The sequence below is a fragment of the Kitasatospora sp. NPDC024654 genome (assembly GCF_055559155.1).
On record NZ_JBVHLF010000017.1, the window covers coordinates 1 to 21,667 of the forward strand.

Genomic DNA, 21,667 nt, shown 5'->3' on the forward strand with positions numbered 1-21,667 from the left:
CGCGGGTTGGGTGTCGAGGAGTTCGGCGGCCATGCCGGGCCATTGGGAGCCCTGGCCGGGGAAGACGAAGACGGTACGTCCAGGAGTCTCCCGGCTGCCCCGGACCAGCTGGGGGTGCGGGACGTCGCCGGCCAAGTTGGCCAGGGCATCGCGGATCTGGTCACGGTTCCCGATGGCGACGGCGCGGTGGTCGAAGGTGGCGCGGCTGGTCGCGAGGGTGTGGGCGATGTCCGGAGAGGGCCGGCTTGCCGTCCGGAGTCCGGCAGCGTAGGAGCGGAGGGCCTCCGGAGTGCGCGCGGAGAGGATCCACGGCAGCACTGCCCGCGGGTCCTCCACACCCTCCGGTGCGGGCTCCTCGGCCGGCGCCTGCTCCAGCACCACGTGCGCGTTGGTCCCGCTCACGCCGAACGACGAGACGCCCGCCCGGCGCGGCCGGCCGTCGGTCTCCCAGGGCCGCGCCTCGGTCAGCAGCTCGACCGCGCCGGCCGACCAGTCCACCTGTGGCGTCGGCTCGTCCACGTGCAGGGTCTTCGGCAGCACCCCGTTCCGCATGGCCAGCACCATCTTGATCACCCCGCCGACCCCGGCGGCCGCCGAGGTGTGGCCGAGGTTGGATTTCAACGAGCCCAACCACAAGGGGCGTTCGCGGTCCTGGCCGTAGGTGGCGAGCAGCGCCTGGGCTTCGATCGGGTCGCCGAGCCGGGTGCCGGTGCCGTGCCCCTCCACCGCGTCCACGTCGGCCGCCCGTAGGTCCGCGTCGGCCAACGCGGCCCGGATCACCCGCTGTTGGGACGGCCCGTTCGGTGCGGTGAGCCCGTTGCTGGCGCCGTCCTGGTTGACCGCCGTACCCCGGACCACCGCGAGCACGGGGTGCCCGTTGCGCCGGGCGTCGCTCAGCCGCTCCAGCAGCAGGACGCCCGCGCCCTCGCCGAAGCCCGTCCCGTCCGCCGCCGCCGCGTACGGCTTGCAGCGCCCGTCCGGGGCGAGCCCGCCCTGCCGGCTGAACTCGACGAACAGCTCAGGGCTGCACATCACCGTCACCCCGCCGGCCAGCGCGAGGTCGCACTCCCCGTGCCGCAGCGCCCGCGCGGCCAGGTGCAGCGCGACCAGCGAGGAGGAGCAGGCGGTGTCCACGGTCACTGCCGGGCCCTCGAGGCCGAAGACGTACGCGAGCCGGCCGGAGACGATGCTGCCCGAGTTGCCGGTGCCGAGGAAGCCCTCGACCTCCTCCGGGATGTACGGCAGCAGCCGGGCCGCGTAGTCCTGCTGCATCAGGCCGACGAAGACACCGGCCGCCGCGCCGCGCAGGGTGGTCGGGTCGATCCCGGCCCGCTCGAACGCCTCCCAGGTGATCTCCAGCAGCAGCCGCTGCTGCGGGTCCATCGCCACCGCCTCGCGCGGCGAGATGCCGAAGAACTCCGCGTCGAACCCGCCGACCCCGGCCAGGAAGCCGCCCTCCCGGGCGTACGAGGTGCCGCGGTGCTCCGGGTCCGGGTGGTAGAGCGCGTCCAGGTCCCAGCCGCGGTCCGCCGGGAACGGCGCGATGCCCTCGGCGCCGTCGGCGACCAGGCGCCACAACTCCTCCGGGGTCCGCACTCCGCCGGGGAAACGGCAGCCCATCGAGACCACCACCACCGGGTCGTCCGCGCCGGCCCGCCTCACCGACCGGGCGACGACCGGCGCCGCCTGACCGCCGAAGAGCTCGGCCCGCAGGTGCCGGGCCAGTGCGGCCGGCGACGGGCGGTCGAAGACCAGGGTGGCGGGCAGCCGCAGGCCGGTCGCGGCGGTGAGCCGGTTCCGCAGCTCGACCGCGGCCAGTGAGTCGAAGCCCAGGTCGCGGAAGGCCCGTTCGGCGTCGACCGCCTCCGGCGAGGCGTGGCCGAGCACGGCTGCCGCCTGCGCCCGGATCAGCGCCAGCAGCGCGGGCTCGCGCTCCGCCTCGGGCAGCGCGCCCAACTCGCCGGCGGGCGCGGCCTCGGTGACCGCCCGGGCCGCCGTCCGTCGGACGATCGGGCCGCCCACCAACGAGCGCAGCAGCGCGGGGACCGGCCGGCTGTCGCCCCCGTCGCCCCCGTCGCCCCCGTCGCCCCCGGCGCGCAGGGCCGCCAGGTCCAGCCGGATCGGCACCAGCGCCGGCAGGTCCACGGTGAGTGCCGCGTCCAGCAGCGCCAGCCCCTGCGCGGTGGAGAGCGCGGGCAGGCCGGAGCGGGCCAGCCGCCGCTCGCCGGCCTCGTCCACCCGGCTGGTCAGCGCGCTGCGTTGCTCCCAGAGCGTCCAGGCCAGCGACTGGCCGGCCAGACCGCCCGCTCGCCGGTGCTGGGCGAGGGCGTCCAACACGGCGTTGGCCGCCGCGTAGTTGGCCTGTCCGGGGCCGCCGAAGACGCCGGCCGCCGAGGAGAACAGCACGAACGCGGCCAGCGGAAGATCGGCGGTCAGCGCGTGCAGGTGCAGCGCCGCCTCGGCCTTGGGCGCCAGCACGGTGTCCAGCCGGTCCGGGGTCAGTGCGCTGACCACGCCGTCGTCCAGCGCACCGGCCGCGTGCACCACGGCGGTGAGCGGACGGTCCTCGGGTACCCGTGCCAGCAGCTCGGCCAGCGCCGGGCGGTCGGCGACGTCGCAGGCCGTCACGGTGGCGGTGGCGCCCAACTCGGACAGCTCCGCGACGATTTCGGCGGCTCCAGCGGCTCGCGGGCCCTGCCGGCTCACCAGCAGCAGGTGGCGCACGCCGTGCGCCCGCGCCAGGTGGCGGGCGACCTCGGAGCCGAGCAGGCCGGTGCCGCCGGTGATCAGGACCGTGCCGTCCGGGTCCAGCGCGGTCGGGCCCGGGTCCGCCGTGATCGGGACCCGGGCCAGCCGGGGCGCGAGCAGCGCCGCACCGCGCACCGCGAGCTGCTCCTCGGCGGTGGGCCCGGTGAACGCGGCCACCGCCGCCGGGAGCGACTCGCCCGCGTGGCCCGGAAGATCGAGCAGGCCGAACCGGCCCGGGTGCTCGGCCATGGCCGAGCGGACCAGGCCCCAGACGCCGCTGTGCGCGAGATCCGGCACGTCCTCGGTCGGTCCGGTGGCCACCGCGCCGTCGGTGACGAAGACCAGGCGCGAGCCGGCGAACCGCTCCTGTGCCAGCCACCGTTGCACCAGTCCGAGTGCCCGGTGCGTGGCCTCGCGCACGCTCGCCGAGCGGTCGCCGGCCGGCACCAGCACCAGCGGCGGCGGCTCGGTGAGCGCCGACAGGTCTGCCCGGCCCGGCTCGAGCAGCACCCAACTCCCCTCATCGGCAAGGGAATTGGTCGGCAGTGCGGACCACTCGACCCGGCACAGCGACTCGTGCCGGCGCTCCACCGCCGGCACCCACGCCGAGGCCTCCGGCACCGGCCGCAGTACCAGTGACTCCACGGTGGCGACCGGCCGCCCGGTCGGGTCGGTCGCCGCCAGTGCCAGCGCGCCCTCGCCCACCGGGGTCAGTCGCAGCCGCAGCGCGGTCGCGCCCGAGGCGTGCAGGGTCACCCCGGTCCAGCTGAACGGCATCCGGCCCTCGGCCTCCGGTCCCAGACCGGTGGCGTGCAGGGCCGCGTCCAGCAGCGCCGGGTGCAGCCCGTACCGGGCCGCCTCGGCCCGCTGCTCCGGCGTCAACTCGGCCTGGGCGAACAGCTCCGCGCCGCGCTGCCAGGCGGCCGTCAGCCCCTGGAACGCCGGGCCGTAGCCGAACCCGGCCGCCGCGAACCGCTCGTACAGCCCGTCGAGGTCGAACGGGACCGCGCCGGCCGGCGGCCACTCGGCCGACTCCTCGCCCGCCGCCGCGCCGTCGCCGAGCAGGCCGTCCGCGTGCCGCACCCAGACCTCGGTGTCCTCGGCCCGCGAGTGCAGTGAGATCGGCCGCTCGCCGTGCTCGTCCGGCGCGCCGACGGTCAGCCGCAGCAACACGCCGCCCCGCTCGGGCAGCGGCAGCGGCGCGCCGAGCGTGAACTCCCGCACCACCGGGCAGCCGACCTGGTCACCGGCCCGAACCGCCAGCTCCAGGAAGGCCGTTCCGGGCAGCAGCGCGGTGCCCCGCACGGCGTGGTCGGCCAGCCAGGGGTGGGTGCGCAGCGAGAGCCGGCCGGTGAACACCACGCCGTCCCGGTCGGCGAGCGTGACCATGGCGCCCAGCAGCGGGTGCTCCGCCGCCTCCAGGCCCGCCGCCGCCAGGTCGCCCGGCGCCGCCGAACCGTCCTGCAACCAGTAGTCCCGGCGCTGGAAGGCGTAGGTCGGCAGCTCGGCCGGCAGCGCCGGACGCCCCGCGAAGACCGCGTCCCAGTCGATCGGCACTCCGCGCAGCCAGAGTTCACCGAGCGAGCCCAGCAGCCGGGCCCGGCCGCCCTCGCCGCGGCGCAGTGTGCCGACCGCGCAGGCGTCCGCGCCGGCCGCCTCCGCCGTCTCCTGGAGCGCGGGGAGCAGCACGGGGTGCGGGCTGGCCTCCAGGAAGACCTGGTAGCCGTCGGCCAGCAGGGCCGCGGTGGCCCGCTCGAACTCCACGGCCCGGCGCAGGTTCCGGTACCAGTACCCGGCGTCCAGTTCGGTGGTGTCCAACAACCCACCGGTGACCGCCGAGTAGAACGGCACGCTCGCCGGCCGCGGCGTGATCCCGGCCAGCTCGCGCAGCAACTCCCCCTCGATCGCGGCGACCTGCGGACCGTGCGAGGCGTAGTCGACCGGCACCGAGCGCGCTCGCTCGCCCGCCGCCGTCAGCTCGGCCAGCAACTCGGCCAGCGCCGCCGGCTCGCCGGAGACCACCACCGAGGCCGGCCCGTTCACCGCCGCCAGCGCCAGCCGCTCGCCCCACGGCTCGATCCGGGCCCGGACCCGCTCGGCCGGCAGTGAGACCGACAGCATCCCGCCGCGGCCGGCCAGCGCCCGCAGCGCCCGGGACCGCAGCGCCACCACCTTCGCGCCGTCCGCCAGCGAGAGCGCGCCGGCCACCACGGCGGCGGCGATCTCGCCCTGGCTGTGGCCCACCACGGCATCCGGTGCGACCCCGTACGAGGCCCACATCGCGGCCAGCGAGACCAGCACCGCGAAGAGCAGCGGCTGCACCTCGTCCACCCGCTCGACCGGCTCGCCGGAGCGCAGCAGTTCCAGCGGCGAGCGGTCCAGGTAGGGCGCCAGGGCGTCCGCGCAGGCGGCCATCCGCTCGGCGAACACCGGTTCGCGGTCCAGCAGTTCGAGTGCCATGCCGGTCCACTGCGAGCCCTGCCCCGGGAACACCATGGCCACCGCGCCGCCCGCGCCGGCCCGCCCGCGCAGCAGGCCCGGCGCCTCCCGGTCGGCGGCCAGCGCCGCCAGCCGCTCCAGCAGGCCCGCGCGGTCCCCGGCGACCAGCACCGCCCGGTGTTCCAGCGCGGCCCGGGTGGTCGCCAGCGCGTGGCCGACCGCGGCCGGCGCCAGTCCAGGACGCTCGGCCAGGTGCGCGTGCAGCCGCTCGGCCTGGGCACGCAGGGCCGTGGGGGTGTGGCCGGACAGCACCCAGGGCAGCGGGCCGCCGGCCCGGGCCGCCGGCACGGGCTCCGACCCGGCGGTCGCCACCGGTTGCGGGGCCTGTTCCAGCACCACGTGCCCGTTGGTCCCGCTCACCCCGAACGAGGAGATCGCCGCCCGCCGCGGCCGCCCGGTCTCCGGCCAGGCCCGGGCCTCGGTCACCAGCTCCACGGCGCCCGCCGCCCAGTCCACCTGTGCGGTGCGCGGCTCGGCGTGCAGGGTGGGCGGGACGACGCCGTGCCGCATCGCCAGCACCATCTTGATCACGCCGCCGACGCCCGCGGCGGCCTGGGTGTGCCCGATGTTCGACTTCAACGAGCCGAGCAGCAGCGGGTGTTCACGATCCTGGCCGTAGGTGGCGAGCAGCGCCTGGGCCTCGATCGGGTCGCCCAGCGGGGTGCCGGTGCCGTGCGCCTCGACCACGTCCACGTCGCCGGGGGCCAACCGGGCGGCGGCCAGTGCCTGGCGGATCACCCGCTGCTGGGCCGGGCCGTTGGGCGCGGTCAGCCGGCTGCTGGCGCCGTCCTGGTTGACCGCCGTGCCGCGCACCACCGCGAGCACGGGGTGCCCGTGGCGTCGCGCGTCGCTGAGCCTCTCCAGCAGCAGCAGGCCGACGCCCTCGCCCCAGCCGGTGCCGTCGGCGCGCGCCGAGAAGGACTTGCACCGGCCGTCGGCGGCCAGCCCGCCCTGCCGGCTCATCTCGACGAACGGCACCGGCGTCGACATCACCATCGCGCCGCCGGCCAGCGCCAGCGTGCACTCGCCGGCCCGCAGCGCCTGGGCGGCCAGGTGGATGGCGACCAGGGACGAGGAGCAGGCGGTGTCCACGCTCAGCGCCGGCCCCTCCAAGCCGAAGGTGTACGCCATCCGGCCGGAGGCGACGCTGTCCGAGCTGCCGCTGCCCAGGTAGCCGGCCACGTCCTCCGGGACCCGGCGCAGCCGCACCGCGTAGTCCTGGTACATCACGCCGGCGAAGACCCCGGTCCGACTGCCGCGCAGGGTGAGCGGGTCGATGCCGGCCCGTTCGAACGCCTCCCAGCCGGTCTCCAGCAGCAGCCGCTGCTGCGGGTCCATGGCCAGCGCCTCGCGCGGCGAGATCCCGAAGAACGTCGGGTCGAAGCCGCCGACGTCGGCCAGGAAGCCGCCCTGGTCGGCATAGCTGGTGTCCGGCCGGCGGCGGCTCTCGTCGACCAGCGCAGCCAGGTCCCAGCCGCGGTCGGTCGGGAACGGGGTGATGGCGTCCGTCCCGCCGGCGACCAGCTCCCACAGCTCCTCGGGCGAGCTGACGCCGCCGGGATAGCGGCAGCTCATCGCGACGATGGCGATCGGCTCGTGGTCCTTCGCCTCGACCTCCCGCAACCGCTGGCGGGTGCGGTGCAGGTCGGTCGCGACGCGCTTGAGGTAGTCCCGCAGCTTGTCGTCGTTCACCGTGTGCGGCTTGTCGTCATTCACCGGTGGTCGTCACCTTCGTCAGCAGGGGCCGGGGACAAGCCCAGTTCGTGGTCGATGAAGTCGAAGAGGTCGTCGTCGCCGGCGCCGGCCATCCGCTCGGTCAGGTCGTCGTCCGGTCCGGGGTCCGGCTCCGGGCCCAGTCGGCCGAGCAGCGTGCGGAGCCGGGCGGCCAGCTCGGGGTGCGGCCGGTCACCGGCCAGGGCCAGCTCCAGCCGTTCCAGTTCGGCCAGCCCGGCGACCACCGGCTCGGCGGCCTCCGGCACCAGCCGCTCGCCGAGGTAGCCGGCGATCGCGGCGGCGGTCGGGTGGTCGAAGAGCAGGGTGGCCGGCAGCCGCAGGCCGGTGGCCGCGCGCAGCCGGTTGCGCAGCTCGACGGCGGTCAGCGAGTCGAAGCCGAGCTCCAGCAGGCCGCGGTCGGTCGGGACCGGCTCCCGCGTCGGGAAGCCCAGGATCAGTCCGACCTGCGAGCGGACCAGCTCCAGCAGCACCCGGGCGCGCTGCGGTTCGGCCAGGCCGGCCAGCCGGCCGAGCAACGCCCGCGGCCCGTCGCCGCCGGCCTCGCCGGTCGCCGCCACCGCACGCCGGGCCGGTGCCCGGACCAGGCCGCGCAGCAGGGCGGGGACGCCGCCGGTACCGGCCTGCGCGGCGATCGCCCGGGTGTCCAGCCGGACCGGCAGCACCATCGCGCGGTCCACGCCGTGCGCGGCGTCGAACAGGGCCAGCCCCTCCTCGGGGGCGAAGGCGACGATCCCGCCCCGGGCGATCCGGCGCAGGTCGGCCTCGTCCAGTCCGCCGGTCATCCCGCCGCTGTTCGCCCAGAGACCCCAGGCCAGCGAGCTCGCGGTCAGGCCCTGCGCCCGGCGCCGGTGCGCCAGCGCGTCCAGGAAGGCATTGGCCGCCGCGTAGTTGCCCTGGCCCATCCCGCCGAAGACCCCGGCCAGCGAGGAGAACAGCAGGAAGGCGGAGAGCTTGCGGCCCTCGGTCAGCTCGTGCAGGTGCACGGCCGCGTCGACCTTGGGCCGCAGCGCGGTGTCCAGTTGCTCGGGGGTCAGCTCCGCGACCAGGCCGTCGGCCAGCACACCGGCCGCGTGCACCACCGCGGTCAGCGGGTGCGCGGCCGGCACCTCGTCGAGCAGCGCCGCCAGCGCCGCCCGGTCGGCCGCGTCGCAGGCGGCCACCCGGACCTCGGCGCCCAGCGCCCGCAGCTCGGCGCGCAACTCCCCGGCGCCCCCGGCCGCCGGGCCGCCGCGGCTGGTCAGCACCAGGTGCCGGACACCGTGCTCGACCACCAGGTGACGGGCGACCAGCGCGCCGATCGCGCCGGTGCCGCCGGTGATCAGCACCGTGCCCTCGGCGTCCCAGCGCGGCGTCGGCTCGTCCTCCGTACGCGGCACCCGGGTCAGCCGGGGCAGGTACGCCCGGCCCTCGCGCAGCGCGAGCTGCGGCTCGCCGCTCGCCAGCGCCGCGCCCAGCGCCGCCCGGGAGGAGGGCAGGTCGTCCAGGTCCAGCAGGACGAACCGGCCCGGGTTCTCGGTCTGGGCCGAGCGCAGCAGGCCCCAGACGGCGGCCTGCGCCAGGTCGGGGACGTCGTCGTCCGGGTGGACCGGGACGGCCCCGGCGGTGACCAGGGCCAGCGTGGAGCCGGCCAGCCGGTCCTCCGCCAGCCAGTCCCGGACCAGTCGCAGGGCCTGTGCGGTGGTCGCCCGGACCGAGTCCGCCAGCGCCCCGGGCCGCTCCGGCGCGCAGCCGGCCAGTACCAGGGACGGCACCGGTCCGCCCGCCGCCAGCAGGTCGGCCACCCGGCCGCCGGCCGGCAGCTCGGCCCAGCCGGCTGCCGCGGCCGCCGATGGCCAGGTCTGGGGCGTCCACTCGACCCGGTACAGCTCCTCGTGGTGCGCGGCGCGTGCCGGCCCGACCTGCTCGGGGGAGACCGGGCGCAGCACCAGCGAGTCGGCCGACGCCACCGGTCGCCCGGTGGCGTCCGCCACCAGGACGGCCACCGAGTCGGGCCCGGTCGGCGTCAGCCGCAGTCGCACGGCCGGCGCGCCCTGGGCGTGCAGCGTGACGCCGGTCCAGGAGAACGGCAGCCAGCCCTGGCTGTTCCCTCCCGCGGGGGCCTCGGGGCCGGTGCCCGGCAGCACGTCGAAGACCAGCGCGTGCAGCGCGCTGTCCAGCAGCGCGGGGTGCAGCCCGTAGCGGGCCGCCTCGCCGCGCGGGCCGTCCGGCAGCGCCGCCTCGGCGAACACCTGCTCGCCGAGCCGCCAGGCCGCGGTCAGACCCCGGAACGCCGGGCCGTAGCCGAAGCCGCCCGCGGCGAACCGCTCGTACAGCCCGTCCACCGGGAGCGGGACGGCGCCCAGCGGCGGCCACGCCGCCAGGTCGTCCGGCTCGGCCGGCACGACGGTGGCCAGCAGGCCGCTCGCGTGCCGGGTCCACGGCTGGTCCGGGGCGTCCTCCGGCCGGGCGTAGACGGTCAGGGCCCGGGTGCCGGACGGCTCCGGCGCGCCCAGCACCAGCTGCAGCACCGTGCCGCCGGTCGCCGGCAGCACCAGCGGCGCCTCCAGGGTCAGCTCCTCGACCTGTCCGCAGTCCACCTGGTCGGCGGCCCGCACGGCCAGCTCCAGGAAGCCCGTGGCCGGGAACAGCACGCCGTCGTAGACCCGATGGTCGGCCAGCCAGGGCTGGGCCTGGCAGGAGAGCCGACTGGTGAACAACAGGCCCTCGCCGTCGGCCAGTTCGACCGCAGCGCCGAGCAGCGGGTGGTCCACCGGCAGCAGCCCGGCGGACGGCAGGTCGGCCTCGGCGGCGGTGGCCTCCAGCCAGTAGCGGCGGCGTTGGAAGGCATAGGTGGGCAGTGCGGTGGCCGCCGCCGCGGCGGGGGTGAAGCGGCGGGTCCAGTCCACCGCGGCGCCGTGGACGTGCAGCTGGGCGAGCGCGGCGGTCAGCGCGGCCTCCTCCGGCTGGTCGCGGCGGAGCAGCGGCACCAGCAGCGCCGGCGCCTCGCCCAGGCAGTCCTGGCCGAGCCCGGTCAGCGCGCCGTCCGGGCCGAGTTCGACGTACCTGGTCACCCCGGCCGCCTCCAGGCAGGCCATCCCGGCCCGGAACTCGACCGTGCCACGGACCTGGTCCACCCAGTGCTCGGGGGAGGCGAGCTGTTCGTCGCCGGCGAGGGCGCCGGTCCGGTTGGCGACCAGCGGGATCCGTGCCGGGTGGAACGTCAACTCGCTTGCCAGCGCTCGGTATTCGTCCAGCATGCCGTCCATGTGCGGGGAGTGGAAGGCGTGACTGACCCGCAGCTGGCGGGCCCGCCGCCCGCGCGCCTCCCAGTGTGCGGCGATCTCGGCGACCGCCGCCGCGTCGCCCGAAACCACGCTGGCGGCCGGGCCGTTGACCGCCGCGAGGGCGACCTCACCGGCCCGCTCCGCCAGCACCGGGGCCAGCTCCTCGGCCGACACGGTCAGCGCGACCATCGCGCCGCCACCCGGCATCGCCTGCATCAGCCGGCCACGGGCCGCCACCAGCGCCGCCGCGTCGGGCAGTGACAGCACTCCGGCGACGTGCGCGGCGGTCAGCTCGCCGATCGAGTGGCCGAGCAGGTAGTCGGGGGTGATGCCCCAGTGGGCAGCCAGTTCGAAGAGCGCGGTGCCGAGCGCGAACAGGGCCGGCTGGGTGTACTCGGTGCGCTCCAGCAGCTCGGGGTCGGCGATCGCCTCGTGCAGCGGACGGTCCAGCAGCGGGTCCAGCGCGGCGCAGACCCGGTCGAAGGCGTCCGCGAAGACCGGGTGGGTCCGGTACAGCTCCATCCCCATGCCGGGTCGTTGGCTGCCCTGGCCGGGGAGCAGGAAGGCGGTCCGGCCGAGCGGTGGCAGCTCGGCGGCGCCACGGACCAGTCCGGAGTGTTCCTGGTCCGTCGCCAGCGCGCCGAGCGCCGCCGTCCGCCCGGCGCGGTCCGCGCCGAGCAGCACCGCACGGTGCTCGAAGGTCGCCCGGGCGGTGGCCAACGCGGCGCCCGGGTCTTGCTCGGGCTCGCCGTTCAGGTGCTCCAGCAGCCGGCCGGCCTGCGCGCGCAGCGCCTCGGGGGTGCGGGCCGACAGCAGCCACGGGCCCTCGGCGGCCGGCGCCGGCGGCTCGGCGGGGACGTGCTCCAGCACGGTGTGCGCGTTGGTGCCGCTGACCCCGAAGGAGGAGACTCCGGCCCGACGCGGGTGGTCGGTGCTCGGCCAGTCGGTGTTCTCGGTGAGCAGCCGCACCGCGCCGGCACTCCAGTCGATCTCCGGCGAGGGCCGGTCCACGTGCAGGGTCCTCGGCAGCACGCCGTGCCGCATGGCCTGCACCATCTTGATCACGCTCGCCACGCCGGCGGCGGCCTGGGTGTGCCCGATGTTGGACTTCAAGGAGCCCAGCCACAAGGGGTGTTCACGGTCCTGGCCGTAGGTGGCGAGCAGCGCGCCGGCCTCGATCGGGTCGCCCAGCCGGGTGCCGGTGCCGTGCGCCTCCACCGCGTCCACCTCGGCCGCGCGCAGCCCGGCGCTGGCCAGCGCCTGGCGGATCACCCGCTGTTGCGAGGGCCCGTTGGGCGCGGTGAGCCCGTTGCTGGCGCCGTCCTGGTTGACCGCCGAGCCGCGGATCAGGGCGAGCACGGGGTGCCCGGTGCGGCGGGCGTCGCTCAGTCGCTCCAGCAGCAGCAGGCCGGCGCCCTCGGCCCAGGCGGTGCCGTCGGCGGCCGCGGCGAACGGCTTGCACCGGCCGTCCGGCGCGAGCCCGCGCTGGCGGCTGAACTCGACGAAGGCGTCCGGGCCGGCCATCACCGTCACGCCGCCGGCCAGCGCCAGCGTGCACTCGCCGGCCCGTAGCGCCTGGGCGGCCAGGTGGATGGCGACCAGCGCGGAGGAGCAGGCGGTGTCCACGGTCACTGCCGGCCCCTCGAGCCCGAAGGTGTAGGCGATCCGCCCGGAGGCCACGCTGCCGGCGCTGCCGATCCCCAGGTAGCCCTCGAACTCCTCGGAGGGCCGGCCCAGCCGCGAGCCGTAGTCCCGGTAGCTGGAGCCGACGAAGACGCCGCCCCGGCCGCCCCTGAGCGAGGACGGGTCGATCCCGGCCCGCTCGAACGTCTCCCAGGCCACTTCCAGCAACAGCCGCTGCTGCGGGTCGACGGAGACCGCCTCGCGCGGCGAGATACCGAAGAAGGCCGGGTCGAACTCGCCCGCATCGTACAGGAATCCGCCCTCGCGGGCGTACGTGGTGCCGACCCGGTCGGCGTCCGGGTCGTAGAGGCCGTCCAGGTCCCAGCCGCGGTCGGTGGGGAAGCCGGCGACCGCGTCGGTGCCCGACAGCACCAGCCGCCACAGGTCCTCGGGGCTGCGCACCCCGCCGGGGAAGCGGCAGCCCATCGCGACGATCGCGATCGGGTCGTCGGCCAGGGCCGGTGTCGCGCTCTCCTCGACCTTGGTCAACTCCGGTGTCCCACCGGGGAGTTGGGCGAGCAGGTGATCGGTGAGCGAGGCGGTGGTCGGGTAGTCGAAGACCAGGGTCACCGAGAGCCGCAGCCCGGTCGCCCCGGCCAGCCGGTTGCGCAGCTCGACCGCGGTCAGCGAGTCGAAGCCGAGGTCCTTGAACACCCGCTCGGGCTCGATCGCCGCCGGGTCCGGGTGGCCCAGCACGGCGGCGACCTCGGTGCGGATCAGCGCGGTCAGCGCCGCCCGCCGCTCGGGGCCGGCCAGCCGGGCCAGCCGGGTGGCCGGGGTGTCGTCCTCGGCCGTCGCCGCGGGCACCCCGGCCTGGGGCAGGTCCCTCAGCACGGCGCTGGGCCGCAGCGCGGTGAACGAGCGGACGAACCGCTCCCAGGCGAAGTCGGCGACCACCAGCCGGGCGTCGTCGTGGTCCAGCACCTGCTGGAGCGCGACCAGTGCCGCGCCGGGTGCCATCGCGGGCAGGCCGTTGCGGACCAGCCGCTCGCCCACCGCGCCGCCGGCCAGGCTCTCCCCGCCCCACAGGCCCCAGGCCACCGAGGTGGCCGGCAGTCCGGCCGCGCGGCGCTGCTCGGCGAGCGCGTCCAGGAAGGCGTTGGCCGCCGCGTAGCTGCCCTGGCCGGTGCCGCCCAGGGTGCCGGCCAGCGAGGAGAAGAGCACGAACGCCGACAGGTCCGACTCCCGGGTCAGGGCGTCGAGGTGCAGCGCCGCGTCCACCTTCGGCCGCAGCACGCCCGCCGCCCGCTCGGGGGTCAGCGCGTCCAGCACGCCGTCGTCCAGTACGCCGGCCGCGTGCACCACCGCGCGCAGCGGGTACCCGGCCGGGATGCCGTCCAGCAGCGCCGCGAGCGCCACCCGGTCGGCCACGTCGCAGGCCGCCACGGTCGCGGTCGCGCCCAACCCGGCCAGCTCCGCGACCAGTTCGGCGGCCCCCGGGGCGGCCGGGCCCTGCCGGCCGGTGAGCAGCAGCCGGCGGGCGCCGTTGCCGGCCAGCCAGCGGGCGACGTGCCCGCCCAGTGCACCGGTGCCACCGGTGACCAGCACCGTGCCGTCGGCCGGCGGGGTCCAGGTCCGCGCCGGGTCGCCCGCGCCGGTGCCGGCCGAGGCCAGCCGGCGCCCGAAGAGACCGGCGGGGCGCACCGCCACCTGGTCCTCGCCGTCACCGCTCGCCAGCACCCCGGCCAGCCGGGCACGGGCCCGCGCGTCCAGCCGGGCCGGCAGGTCGACCAGCCCGGCCCAGCGCTGCGGGTACTCCACGCCCGCCACCCCGCCCAGCCCCCAGACCAGCGCCTGCAGCGGCCCGGTCAGCGGATCCGAGCGGCCCACCGACACCGCGCCGCTGGTCGCGCACCACAGCGGCGCCGCCGACCCGGCGTCCCCCAGCGCCTGGAGCAGCGCCACCAGCGCGACCAGTCCGGCCGGCAGCGCCGAGCCCGCCGCGTACGGCCGCTCGTCCAGGGCCAGCAGCGAGAGCACGCCATCGGGCCGCAGCTCGGCCAGCCGGTCGGCCAACTCGGCGCGGCTGGCCGCCGCGAGCTCCAACACGCCGGCCTCGGCGCCGTGTTCACCCAGCGCCAGCAGGCAGTCGGCGACCAGCGGATGCTCCGCCAGCCCGGCCGGGGCGGCGACCAGCCAGGTGCCGGTCGGCCCAGCGGTCGGCGCGCCGGTCAGCGGCCGCCACTCCACCCGGTAGCGCCAGCCGTCCACGGCGGCCCGGTCCCGGCTCCGCCCGAGCCGGTCGGAGAGTGCCGGCAGTACCGCCGCCAGCGCCGAGCGGGTCGCGTCGTCCTCGATCCGCAGCGCCTCGGCCAGCCCGGCCGGGTCCTGGCGTTCCACCGCGCCCCAGAAGTCCCCGTCCGGCGGTGTCGACCCGGCCCGCTCCGGCGTGGCCGGGACCAACCAGTAGTGCTGGCGCTGGAAGGGGTAGGTGGGCAGGTCGGCGCGTCGGGGTTCCAGGCCGGCGAAGAGCGCCGTGCGGTCCACCGGCACGCCCAGCACGTGCAGTTCCGCCAGCGAGGTGAGGAACCGCTCCCGGCCGCCCTCGCCCCGGCGCAGCGTGCCGACCACCGCGCCGCCCCCGCCGGCCGTCTCCACGGCCTCCTGCAGCCACACCGTCAACGCCGGGTGGGTGCTGGTCTCGACGAACACGTCATGGCCGTCGGCCAGCAGCGCGCGGACGGCACGGCCGAACTCCACCGGCCGGCGCAGGTTCCGGTACCAGTACCCGGCGTCCAGCAGCTCGCCGTCCAGCGGCCCACCGGTGACCGTCGAGTAGAAGGCGAGCTCGCCGCGCCGGGGCCGGACGTCCGCCAGGACGGCCAGCAACTCCCGCTCGATCCGCTCCACCTGGGCGGAGTGACCGGCGAAGTCCACGCCCGGGATGGGCCAGTTGAGCACGCCGTCCGCCGACAGAGCGCCGGCCAGCTCGGCCAGCGCGGCAGGATCGCCGGAGAGCGCCACCGAGGTCGGTCCGTTGACCGCCGCCACCCCGATCCGGTCGCCGAAGTCGGCCAGGTAGCCGGTCAGTCGCTCCACCGCCAGCGGGACGAAGAGCATCGCGCCCCGGCCGGTCAGTGCTCGCAGCGCCCGGCTGCGCAGCGCCACCACCTTGGCGCCGTCGTCCAGCGAGAGCGCGCCGGCCACCACGGCGGCGGCGATCTCGCCCTGGCTGTGGCCCACCACGGCATCCGGCTCGACCCCGTACGAGCGCCAGAGCGCGGCCAGCGACAGCATCACCGCGAAGAGCACTGGCTGCACCACGTCGACCCGCTCCAACGAGTCGTCCGAGTGCAGCACTTCGAGCAGCGACCAGTCCACGTACGGCGCCAGCGCCCGCTCGCAGTCGGCCATCCGCGCGGCGAACACGGGCTCGCCGTCGAGCAGGTGGAGTGCCATGCCGACCCACTGCGAGCCCTGGCCGGGGAAGACGAACACCGTCCGGCCGCGCTGCCCGGCCACCCCGCTGGCCAGCCCGGCCCCGGTCCGGCCGGCGATCAACTCGTCCAGGCCACGCCGGAACTCGGCCGGCTCGGAGCCGACCACGGCCGCGCGGTGCTCGAAGGCGGTCCGGGTGGTGGCCAACGACCAGGCCACGTCCAGCGGATCGCAGTCCCGCTCCGCCAGCGCCCGCAACCGCTCGGCCTGGGCCCGCAGGGCGTCCGCGCTGCGACCGGAGAGCAGCCAGGGCACGGCCCGCCGGGTGGCCGCGCACTCGGCGGGGCAAGGCGCCTCGGCGAGCTGGTCGGCGGGCGGCTGCTCCACGATGACGTGCGCGTTGGTGCCGCTCAGCCCGAACGAGGAGACGCCGGCCCGGCGTGGCCGGCCCCTGTCCGGCCAGGTCCGGGCCTCGGCCAGCAGCTCGACCGCGCCGGCCGTCCAGTCGACGTTCGGTGAGGGCTCGTCCAGGTGGAGCGAGCGCGGCAGCACGCCGTGCCGCATCGCCAGCACCATCTTCATGATCCCGGCGACCCCGGCGGCGGCCTGGGTGTGGCCGATGTTGGACTTCAACGATCCCAGCCACAAGGGGTGTTCACGGTCCTGGCCGTAGGTGGCGAGCAGCGCGTCCGCCTCGATCGGGTCGCCGAGCCGGGTGCCGGTGCCGTGCGCCTCCACCGCGTCGACCTCGGCGCCGGTCAGGCCGGCGTCGGCCAGCGCCTGCCGGATCACCTCCCGCTGCGCCAGACCGCTCGGCGCGGTCAGCCCGTTGCTGGCGCCGTCCTGGTTGACCGCCGAGCCGCGCAGCACCGCCAGCACCGGGTGCCCGTGGCGCCGGGCGTCGCTCAGCCGCTCCAGCACCAGCAGCCCGACGCCCTCGGCCAGCCCGAAGCCGTCCGCCGCCGCGGCGAAGGACTTGCAGCGGCCGTCGGCGGCCAGGCCGCGCTGGCGGCTGAAGCCGGTCAGCGACAGCGGGGTGCCGATCACGGCGGCCCCGCCGGCCAGCGCCAGCGTGCACTCGCCGGCCCGCAGCGCCCGGGCCGCCAGGTGCACCGCGACCAGCGAGGAGGAGCAGGCGGTGTCCACCGTCACGGCCGGTCCGCGCAGGCCCAGGGTGTAGGCGACCCGCCCGGTCAGCACGCTGGTGGACACGCCCGCGACGAACAGGCCCTCCAGCTCGTCCGGGACCAGGTCCATGCTGCCGCCGTACCCCTGGTAGGCGGCGCCGGCGAACACCCCGACCCGGCTGCCGTGCAGCGTCGTCGGGTCGATCCCGGCCCGTTCGATCGCCTCCCATGAGGTCTCCAGCAGCAGCCGCTGCTGCGGGTCCATGGCCAGCGCCTCGCGCGGCGAGATCCCGAAGAACGCCGGATCGAACTCGCCGGCGCCCCGCACGAACCCGCCGGCGGTGCTGTAGCTGGTGCCCGGGTGGTCCGGGTCCGCGTCGAAGAGGCCGGCCAGGTCCCAGCCGCGGTCCGCCGGCAGCTCGCCGATCGCGTCCAGCTCCCCGGTCAGCGCCTGCCACAGCCGCTCGGGGGAGTCGATGCCACCGGGGTAGCGGCAGCTCATCGAGACGATCACGATCGGGTCCCGGTCCGGCCCGGCGGTGGCCGCCGGCGGCGGGGCGGCCGGCGCGTCGGCGGTGGTGCCGAACAGCTGGGCCGCCAGATGCCGGCCCAGCGCCCCCGCCGTCGGGTGGTCGAAGACCACGGTCACCGGCAGTCGCAGCCCGGTCGCCGCGTTCAGCCGGTCGCGGGTCTCCACGGCGGTCAGCGAGTCGAAGCCCAGGTCGCGGAAGGCCCGCGCGGCGTCCACCGCCGAGGCCTCGTCATGGCCCAGCACGGCCGCGGCCACCCCGCGCACCAGCTCGGTCAGCTCGCGGTCCCGCTCGGCCGCCGGCCGCCCGGCCAGCCGTTCGCGCAGCTCGTCGGCCGTCCCGCCGGCCCGGTCCGCGGCCGGCACGTCGGCCAGCGCGGCCCGCACCTCCGCCAGCTCGCCGATCAGCGGGCTGGGGCGTGCCGAGGTGAAGACCGGCGCGAACCGGCTCCAGTCCACGTCGGCGACGATCGGCACCACCTCGTCGCCGTCCAACACCTGCTGGAGGGCGGTCACCGCGAGTGCGGGCGGCATGAAGACGACGCCCTGTGCCCGCAGTTGTTCCTCGACCAGCTGGGCGGCCATCCCCGCGCCGCCCTCCGGGCTCCAGATTCCCCACACCACCGAGGTGGCGACCAGGCCGCGGGCCCGGCGCCGCTCGGCCAGCGCGTCCAGGTAGGCGTTGGAGGCGGCGTAGGCGCCGTGCACCGCGCTGCCCCAGACCGAGGAGATCGAGGAGAAGAGCACGAAGGCGTCCAACTCGGCGTCCTGGAAGAGCTCGTCCAGGTTGGCCGCGCCGCCCGCCTTCGCGTACAGGGTGTCCGCGAACTCGGCGAGGTCGGTGTCGGCCAGCGGCACCAGCAGGCCGGCGCCGGCCGCGTGCAGCACCGAACGGATCTCGCTCCCCTCGGCCCGGAGCCGCGCCACCAGCGAGCCGAGCGCCGCCCGATCGGCCACGTCGCAGGCGGCCAGGGTCACTCGGCAGCCGAGCGTGGTCAGCTCCTCGGCCAGCGCGGCGGCGCCGGGCGCGTCCGGCCCGGCCCGGCCGACCAGCACCAGGTGCTCGGCGCCGGAACGGGCCAGCCAGCGGGCGATCTGGGTGCCCACCCCGCCGGTGCCGCCGGTGATCAGCACCGTGCCACGCGGCGTCCAGGTCCGCCCGGCCGCGGTCCGGGGGGAGGCCGAACGGACCAACCGGCGGCCGTGACCGCCGCCCGGGCGGATCGCCACCTGGTCCTCGTCGCCCGCTCCGGCCAGCTGCCGGGCCAGCAGGTCGGCACCCGGCCCGTCGAGTTCGGCGGGCAGGTCCAGCAGGCCACCCCAGCCGCGCGGGTACTCCAGCGCCGCGACCCGGCCCAGGCCCCAGCTCAACTGCTGTTCCGGGCACGGTGGTTCGTCCTGCGGCCCGACCGCGACCGCGCCGCTGGTCGCCCACCAGAGCGGCGCCCGCACCGCCAGGTCGCCCAGCGCCTGCACCAGTGCCAGGTTCAGGGCCAGCCCGACCGGCACCACCGGGTGCGCCGGGTGCGGTCGCTCGTCCAGCGCCAGCAGCGACAGCACCCCGTCGACGCGCGCGGCCAGCGGGCCGGCCAACCGCCCGGCCAGCACCGCGCGGTCCGCGTCCGGCTCGGCCAGTTCGACGGTGCGCAGCTCGGTGTCGGCCAGCGCCCGTTGGCAGGCCGCCACCAGCGGATGGTCGGCCGAACCGGCCGGCACCAGCAGCAGCCAGCGCCCGCCCGGCCGAGCGCCGCCCGGCTCCGGAGCGAGTCGCCGCCAGGTCACCCGGTAGCGCCAGGAGTCCAGGGTCTCCTGCTCGCGGCTCCTCGCGTGCCAGCCGGCCAGCGCCGGCAGCACCGCGCTGAGCGGCTCCTCGGGTCCGACTCCCAGCGTGGCGGTCAGCTCCGCCAGGTCGCCCTCGCGCACCGCCGACCAGAACCGCTCGCCGGCCGGATCGGCCGCCGCCGGCGCGCCGGCCGCCGTCAGCCAGTACCGCCGCCGCTGGAAGGCGTAGGTGGGCAGCTCCACCGGTTGGCCGGTTCGCCCGCCCGCGCCGAGGACCGCCGGCCAGTGCGGCGAGCGGCCCGCCACGTGGGCCTCGGACAGGGCCAGCAGGAAGCGCTCCGGGCCGCCCTCGGAGCGGCACAGGGTGCCGAGCGCGGCGGCCTCGAACTCCCCCTCCTCCGCGGTCTGTTGCACGCCGAAGGTGAGCACGGGGTGCGGGCTGGCCTCCACGAAGTACCGGTAGCCCTCGGCCAGTAGCGCCCGGGTGACCGGCTCGAACCGCACGGTCCGGCGCAGGTTGCGGTACCAGTAGTCGGCGTCCAGCTCCTCGCCGGTCAGCCGGTGGCCGTCCACCGTGGAGAAGAACGGCACTCGCGCCACCGTCGGTGCCAGGCCGCCCAGTTCGGCGAGCAGCTGCTCGCGGATCTCCTCGACCTGCGCCGAGTGGGAGGCGTAGTCGACCGGGATCCGGCGGGCCTCCGGCTGCTCGGCGAGCAGCTCCTCGATCGCGGCGCTCGCACCGGAGACCACCACGGCGGACGGGCCGTTGACCGCCGCGATCGACAGGCTCTCGCCCCACCGCTCGATCAACTCCCGGACCCTCTCCAGGGGTTGGCTGACCGAAACCATCCCGCCGGCGCCCTCCAGGCGGCGCAGGGCGCGGCTGCGCAGCGCGACCACCCGGGCGCCGTCCTCGAGGGTGAGCGCGCCGGCCACCACGGCGGCGGCGATCTCGCCCTGCGAGTGCCCGAGCACGGCGTCGGGCAGCACGCCGTGGGACTCCCAGAGCGCGGCCAGCGAGACCATCACCGCCCACAGCGCCGGCTGCACGATGTCGACCCGCTCCAACGGGTCGCCACCGCGCAGCAGTTCGGCCAGCGACCAGTCCACGTGCGGGCCGAGTGCCCGCTCGCAGGCGGCCATGCGCTCGGCGAAGACCGGCACGGCGTCCATGAGTTCGACGGCCATCCCGGCCCACTGCGAGCCCTGGCCCGGGAAGACGAAGGCGGTCTTCCCGGCCGGGCCGGCGGTGCCGCGCACCAGGCCGGGCGCGGCCTCGTCACGGGCCAGCGCGTCGAGCCCGGCGGCGAAGCCGGCCCGGTCGGCGGCGACGAGTGCCGCGCGGTGCTCGAAGGCCGTCCGGGTGGTGGCCAGGGCGCGGCCGATCCCGGCCGGATCGTACTCGGGCGCGTCGGCCAGGAACGCCGCCAGCCGGGCCGCCTGGGCTCGCAGCGCCCGCGGGTCCCGGCCGGACAGCACCCACGGCAGCGGACCGGCCACCGGTTCGGCCGGTTCCGGCTCGCCGTCCGCCGGCGCCTGTTCGACGATCGCGTGCGCGTTGGTGCCGCCCACTCCGAAGCCGGAGATCCCGGCCCGGCGCGGCCGGTCGACCGCCGGCCACGGCCGGGCCGAGGTCAGCAGCTCGACCGCCCCCGCCGACCAGTCCACGAACGGCGTCGGCTGGTCCACGTGCAGGGTCTTCGGGAGCACTCCGTGTCGGATCGCCTGGACCATCTTGATCACCCCGCCCACCCCGGCCGCCGCCGAGCTGTGGCCGAGGTTGGACTTGAGCGAGCCCAGCCAGAGCGGCCGGTCCGCCGGCCGGTGCCGGCCGTAGCTGGCCAGCAGGGCCTGCGCCTCGATCGGGTCGCCGAGTCGGGTGCCGGTGCCGTGCGCCTCCACGGCGTCCACCTCGGCGGCCGACAGCCGGGCGTCCGCCAGCGCCTCGGTGATCACCCGCTGCTGGGAGGGGCCGTTGGGCGCGGTGAGCCCGTTGCTGGCGCCGTCCTGGTTGACCGCGGTGCCCCGGACGACGGCCAGCACCCGGTGGCCGTTGGTCCGGGCGTCGCTCAGCCGCTCCAGCAGCAGCACCCCGACGCCCTCCGACCAGCCGGTGCCGTCGGCAGCGCCGGCGAACGCCTTGCACCGACCGTCGGCGGAGAGCGCCCGCTGGCGGCTGAATGTGACGAACGCGTCCGGCACGGCCAACACCGACACGCCGCCCGCCAGCGCCAGCCCGCACTCGCCCGAGCGGAGCGAGCGGACCGCGAGGTGCAGTGCGACCAGGGAGGAGGAACAGGCGGTGTCCACGGTGACGGCCGGCCCCTCCAGGCCCAGCGTGTACGACACCCGCCCGGAGACCACGCTGCCGGCCGTGCCGGTGTCCAACAGTCCTTCCACCTCGGCGAGTCGCCGGGCTCCCGAGCCGTATCCGTTGGCGATCGCGCCGACGAAGACGCCGGTCCGGCTGCCGCGCAAGGTGGTCGGGTCCAGACCGGCCCGCTCCACGGTCTCCCAGCAGGTCTCCAGCAGCAGTCGCTGCTGCGGGTCCATGGCCAGCGCCTCACGCGGGCTGATCCCGAAGAACCCCGCGTCGAACTCGCCTGCCTGGTAAAGGAATCCGCCGCTGCGGGTGTACGAGGTGCCGGTGTGGTCCGGGTCCGGGTGGTACAGCCCCTCGACGTCCCAGCCGCGGTCGTCCGGCCAGTCGGCGATCGCGTCGCCGCCCCGCTCGACCAGCTCCCACAGCCGCTCCGGCGAGTCCACCCCGCCCGGGTAGCGGCAGCCCATCGCGACGATCGCGATCGGCTCGTGCCGGGCGTCCTCGGCGGCCCGCAGCTCGCGCCGGGCCTCGCCGAGGTCGGCGGTGGCCCGCCTGAGGTAGTCGAGAAGCTTCTCGTTGTCCCGCATCAGTCGCAGCGCTC

The 21,667-nt window shown here is 76.8% G+C and carries 2 protein-coding genes; both read right to left on the reverse strand.

What is annotated here, in order from left to right:
- Positions 1-6,963: type I polyketide synthase (locus tag ACZ38L_RS13145; protein WP_465692215.1), on the reverse strand; the 6,963-nt coding region annotated here is incomplete at its 3' end.
- A complete protein-coding gene (locus ACZ38L_RS13150) occupies positions 6,960-21,653 on the reverse strand; it encodes a type I polyketide synthase (RefSeq protein ID WP_465692217.1) in 14,694 nt (4,897 codons plus the stop codon). The genes ACZ38L_RS13150 and ACZ38L_RS13145, both read right to left, overlap by 4 nt.
- Between the last annotated feature and the right edge of the window lie 14 nt (positions 21,654-21,667).

Bases quoted from the DNA above. Each gene is read 5' to 3' on its own strand.
- ACZ38L_RS13150 (WP_465692217.1), bottom strand. From the start codon at position 21,653: ATGCGGGACAACGAGAAGCTTCTCGACTACCTCAGGCGGGCCACCGCC.